Genomic DNA, 4513 nt, shown 5'->3' with positions numbered 1-4513 from the left:
CGGACGCCCGCCTTCGCGATGCCGCGGCTGAGGAAGTAGGCCACGGTCACGAGCGCGACGTAGGACCACGCCTGGTCGGCACCGAAGCCGCTGTGGCCGGCGTCCGCGTCGTCGACCACCGCAGACGCGATGAGGATCGCCGCGGAGACGACGAGCCAGACCCAGAACTCCGTGGTCTTGAAGGCGGACTTGGTCTCGTTCCAGGTGCGTCGGACGACGGTGTCGTGTCGTGCGGGGGTGTGTGCCGTGTTCGACATGGTGCTCCTCCTCGAGGCCACAGGGTGCGGCCCGTTGCAGGAGACGTTCATCGTCCTCGGTTGACTACGTCCCCAGGACGGTCCAGAGTGCGCGGTTAGCATCGGGACACGGGGAGCGGAGGTCCGACATGGCAGACGACGGGGAACGACGAGGGCGCGAGCAGCAGGTCACGACCCGGCCGAGCACGACGGCCGGGGCCGAGGCACTCGACGGTCTCCAGGCGCTCAGCGACAGTGCGCACGAGTCCGACGAACTCGCGTTGCAGACACTGCAGTTGCGTTCCACGGAGGCCCTGGCGCTGCAGCACGTCGTCCGTGCGGACGTCGAAGGACGTTCCCTCAGCCCCACGATGCTCTCGGGCGCACTCCGACTGACCACCGCCGGTGTGACCAAGCTGGTGGACCGCCTGGCACGTGCCGGTCTGGTGGAGCGCGTCCCGAACCCGACCGACCGCCGTGCGCTCGCGGTCGTGCCCACGGACACGGCGCGGGCCGAGCTGGCCCGGGCGTACCGCCACGTCCAGGACCCGGTGATCGCGGTGATCGACGAGCTGACCGATGCGGAGGCCGAGGTCGTCGGGCGGTTCGCGAACCGCCTGGCTGCCGCGCTGCGGACGGCGCGGGCCCTCCGGACCGTGGACTGAACCCCGCGTCAGCGCCGGATGGTGTCGCGCGGGTACTCCCCGAACTCCGCCGCGTAGGAGCCAGCGAACCGGCCGAGGTGCGAGAACCCCCACCGCCGGGCGACCTCCCGGACGCTCACCACCCCGGGATCCGCGATGAGCAGGTCCGACCGGACGCACTCGAGGCGGATGCGCAGCAGGTACTGCATCGGCGAGCACCCGAGCACCCGCATGAAGCCCTCCTGGAGGGAACGGACGCTGAGACCGGCGGCCGCGGCGACGTCCGACACGCGCACCGGTGCCGACGCGTGCTCGTGCATGTACTCGACCGCGACGCGGAGGCGGAACGCCCGGGGTGCGAGCACCTCCCGGGGCATCGTCGGCACCCGCGGCGGGTACATCGCCAGGAACGCGGCAGCGGTCTCACGCGTGAGGGTCTGCCAGAGGAGCGTTCCGACTCCGTTGTGGAGCTCTCGCGAGAGGAGCGCGGTCTGTTCCTGGAACCGCCGGACGGCGATCGGGTCGAGCGCGCTGAGGTGGTCCGGGCGGAGGTCGGCGACGGGCATCACCTGGAAGCGTTCGGCGGCGACCTCGTGCACGAGCGATCGTGACAGGTGCACCAACCGCTGGTCGTAGTCCTCGTACTCGAAGGTGAAGTCGCGGTTCGACGGGAAGAGCATCGGCTGGCCCACGGCGAGCGGGACCCGGTCGAGCACGACGTCGGGGACGCCGCGCCCCGCGGTGAGCCACTGGACGATGTACTCGTCCCCGGGACTGATCGCGCCCCGGATCCACCCGGTGATCCGTGAGCGCCGCAGGGTCACGTCGGTGTCACCGATCGCGGTGTACCGGTAGGTGAAGGGCAGCTCGGTCGGGCGGGCGCTCCAGCCGCGTCCGTCGTACAGTGCGCCGACCTCGTCGACGACGCCGTGCGGGGAGCTGCCGGCGGCATCGAGCCGGACGGCACTGCGCGTGGTCGCCTCGCTCACGGCGCGCGGAGGAAGTCGTCGTACGTCGGTTCGGGCGCCCGGTCCGCCCGCCTCGGCGCCTCGCCCGCCGGTCTCGGCGTGCTGGTCTCCGGTGTGCTGGTGTCCGGTGTGCGCGGAGGCGACTCGGGCGTCGTCTCGCGGCTGGTGTCGTCCGTCATCATGACCATCCCTGACTGGCTCGAACGTCGTGCATCGAAGCAGTTGCCAGGGTCCGGGGCGACTGGTGGTCACGCTACGACACCGGGACTGCCCGTGGCAAGCACCGTAAGTGCGTCAGATGCTGATGCACCCACCCTGCGCAGGCGGACGGTTCCTGTGCGGTCGGACAGTCGATGGCCCCTACGATCGAGACGTGGACGCCTCCGTCCCAGGAAGAGGCGCCTCACGATGGCTGAGAACCGGGATGCACTGTTGCTCGACGCCTTCGCGGATGCCGCGGCGACGATCGTGGAGGAGTACGACGTCGTCGAGCTCCTCCAGTCGCTGGTCGACGACGTCATGGCCATCTTCGACGTCGATGCCGCGGCGATCATGCTGCTCGACCCGCGCGGCGAACTCGAGCTCGCCGTCTCGACGAACGAGCGGAGTTCCTTCGTCGGGTTCCTGCAGCTCGAGGACGGCGAGGGTCCCTGCATCGAGGCCCACGTCGACGGCGCGGTGGTGCGGGCGGACGACCTCGCCTCCATGCACCGGCGCTGGCCGCGCTTCGCGGCGGCGGCAGACCGGGTCGGGTTCGCGTCGGTGCACTCGATCCCGCTGCGGGTCGCCGGCACCGCCCTCGGCTCGATGAACCTCTTCCGTTCTGCTCCGGGTGGACTGGACGACGCGGACGCCTCGGCGGTGCAGGCGCTCACCAACGTCGCGACGATCGGCATCCTGCAGCAGCGGACCGCGGACTCCGCCGCGCGCGTCGAACGGCAGCTCCAGCAGGCACTGCACAGCCGGATCGTGATCGAGCAGGCGAAGGGGTTCATCGCGCACACGCTCGATGTCGACATGGACACGGCGTTCGCCGTGCTCCGCTCGTACGCGCGCTCGGAGCAGCGGCTCCTCGCGGACACCGCACGCGCCATCGTCCAGCGCGAGGTACCCGTCCCGACCGTCGTCCCGCGGTAGCGTCGAGGGCGGCCCGACGGCCGCTCCCCACTCCTGCCTCCCGATCCGGATCGAGCAACGATGCACGATGTCCACCGTCCCGCCGACGACCGCTACGAGCAGCTCCCCTACGAGCGCGTGGGGAGGAGCGGCCTGCTCCTGCCGCGGATCTCCCTCGGGCTCTGGAACAACTTCGGGACCGACCGCCCCCTGACGACGCAGCGCGACATCCTGCTGCACGCGTTCGACCGCGGGATCATCCACTTCGACCTGGCGAACAACTACGGGCCGCCGGCCGGCGCGGCCGAGGAGCAGTTCGGCCGGGTCCTCGCCGGCGACCTCCGCCCGTACCGTGACGAGCTCGTCGTGTCGACCAAGGCGGGGTACGACATGTGGCCCGGTCCGTACGGCAACTGGGGCTCGCGCAAGTACATGCTCGCCTCGCTCGACCAGTCGCTGACCCGCCTCGGCCTCGAGTACGTCGACGTCTTCTACTCGCACCGCCCGGATCCCTCGACACCGATCGAGGAGACCGTCAGCGCGCTCGTCACCGCGGTCCGTTCCGGCAAGGCGCTGTACGCCGGCATCTCCAACCACGACCCCGAGCAGACCCGAGCCGCGTCGGAGGCGCTCGCCGCGGAGGGCGTCCACCTGCTCATCCACCAGCCGCGCTACAGCATGTTCGACCGGACCCCCGAGGGCGGGCTCTTCGACGAGCTGACCCGGATCGGCACGGGGGCGATCGTGTTCTCGCCGCTCGCCGGCGGGCTCCTGACGGACCGCTACCTCGACGGGTCGGTGCCGGTCGGGTCGCGTGCCGCCGAGGGGCGCTGGTTCGGCGCCGACCGGATCGACGACGACTACCTGCGGACGGCGCGGGCGCTGAACGACATCGCGGCGGCGCGCGGGCAGTCGCTCGCACAGCTCGCGATCACGTGGGTGCTCCGGCAGCCGGCTGTCACGTCCGCGCTCGTCGGTGCGTCGAGCGTCGGGCAGCTGGACGACACGCTCGCGGCGCTCGACGGCGCGCCGCTCACGGACGAGGAGCTGACGGCCGTCGACCGACTGGTGCCGCGCGGCTGACGCCGGCCAGGGACGGACTGGAGGCGCGGTGCCAGCTGGCACCGCGCCTCCAGTCCGTCATGCAGTCACGCCGTCGAACGGGTCCGCTCACGCCGTGGCGGTCGCCTCGTCGCGGTGCGGGAGCTTCCAACCCGGCCGCACGAAGTGGCACGTGTACCCGTGCGGGTGCTTCTCGAGGTAGTCCTGGTGCTCCTCCTCGGCCTCCCAGAAGTCGCCCGCGGGCTCGACCTCGGTGACGACCCTGCCCGGCCAGATGCCCGACGCGTCGACGTCCGCGATGGTGTCGAGCGCGACCTGGCGCTGCTCGTCCGTGGTGAAGAAGATCGCGGAGCGGTAGCTGCGGCCGACGTCGTTGCCCTGGCGGTCCCTCGTCGACGGGTCGTGGATCTGGAAGAAGAACTCGAGCAGGTCGCGGTACGAGATCTGCGACGGGTCGAACACGATCTCGACGGCCTCGGCGTGGTCG

General features: G+C 71.1%; 6 protein-coding genes. 3 read left to right on the top strand and 3 right to left on the bottom strand.

Going from position 1 to position 4513, the window contains the following annotated elements:
* Nucleotides 1-257 (bottom strand): hypothetical protein (locus NS184_RS05705; RefSeq protein ID WP_058725175.1); only part of this gene is annotated, 257 nt, incomplete at its 3' end.
* A gap of 128 nt (nt 258-385) precedes the next feature.
* Between NS184_RS05705 and NS184_RS05700 the strand changes: the two genes are divergently transcribed.
* The gene (locus tag NS184_RS05700; RefSeq protein WP_058725174.1) at nt 386-901 is read left to right on the top strand and encodes a MarR family winged helix-turn-helix transcriptional regulator; all 516 of its coding nucleotides are present in this window, start codon (nt 386-388) and stop codon (nt 899-901) included.
* A gap of 8 nt (nt 902-909) precedes the next feature.
* On the opposite strand, the gene NS184_RS05695 is transcribed toward NS184_RS05700, so the two are convergent.
* Nucleotides 910-1869, bottom strand: a complete 960-nt coding sequence (locus NS184_RS05695; RefSeq protein ID WP_058725173.1) for an AraC family transcriptional regulator — start codon at nt 1867-1869, stop codon at nt 910-912.
* A gap of 387 nt (nt 1870-2256) precedes the next feature.
* Here NS184_RS05695 and NS184_RS05690 point away from each other — a divergent pair, with 387 nt between their 5' ends.
* Both NS184_RS05690 and NS184_RS05685 read left to right on the top strand, forming a co-directional pair.
* On the top strand, nt 2257-2985 hold the full coding sequence (locus tag NS184_RS05690; protein WP_058725172.1) for a GAF and ANTAR domain-containing protein: 729 nt from the start codon (nt 2257-2259) through the stop codon (nt 2983-2985).
* Between the two features lie 60 nt (nt 2986-3045).
* Entirely contained in the window at nt 3046-4047 is a 1002-nt protein-coding gene (locus tag NS184_RS05685) for an aldo/keto reductase (RefSeq protein ID WP_058725171.1), read from the top strand.
* An 87-nt stretch (nt 4048-4134) separates the two neighbouring features.
* Here NS184_RS05685 and msrA read toward each other — a convergent pair.
* Nucleotides 4135-4513: peptide-methionine (S)-S-oxide reductase MsrA (gene msrA / locus NS184_RS05680; protein WP_058725170.1), on the bottom strand; the 379-nt coding region annotated here is incomplete at its 5' end.

Source organism: Curtobacterium luteum (assembly GCF_001475545.1).
GTDB lineage: Bacteria > Actinomycetota > Actinomycetes > Actinomycetales > Microbacteriaceae > Curtobacterium > Curtobacterium luteum_A.
This window is presented reverse-complemented; position numbering and strand designations above follow the sequence as displayed.

Excerpts from the sequence above, each read along its gene's own strand:
- NS184_RS05690 (WP_058725172.1), top strand. The coding sequence starts at position 2,257 with ATGGCTGAGAACCGGGATGCACTGTTGCTCGACGCCTTCGCGGATGCC.
- NS184_RS05700 (WP_058725174.1), top strand. The coding sequence starts at position 386 with ATGGCAGACGACGGGGAACGACGAGGGCGCGAGCAGCAGGTCACGACC.
- NS184_RS05685 (WP_058725171.1), top strand. The coding sequence starts at position 3,046 with ATGCACGATGTCCACCGTCCCGCCGACGACCGCTACGAGCAGCTCCCC.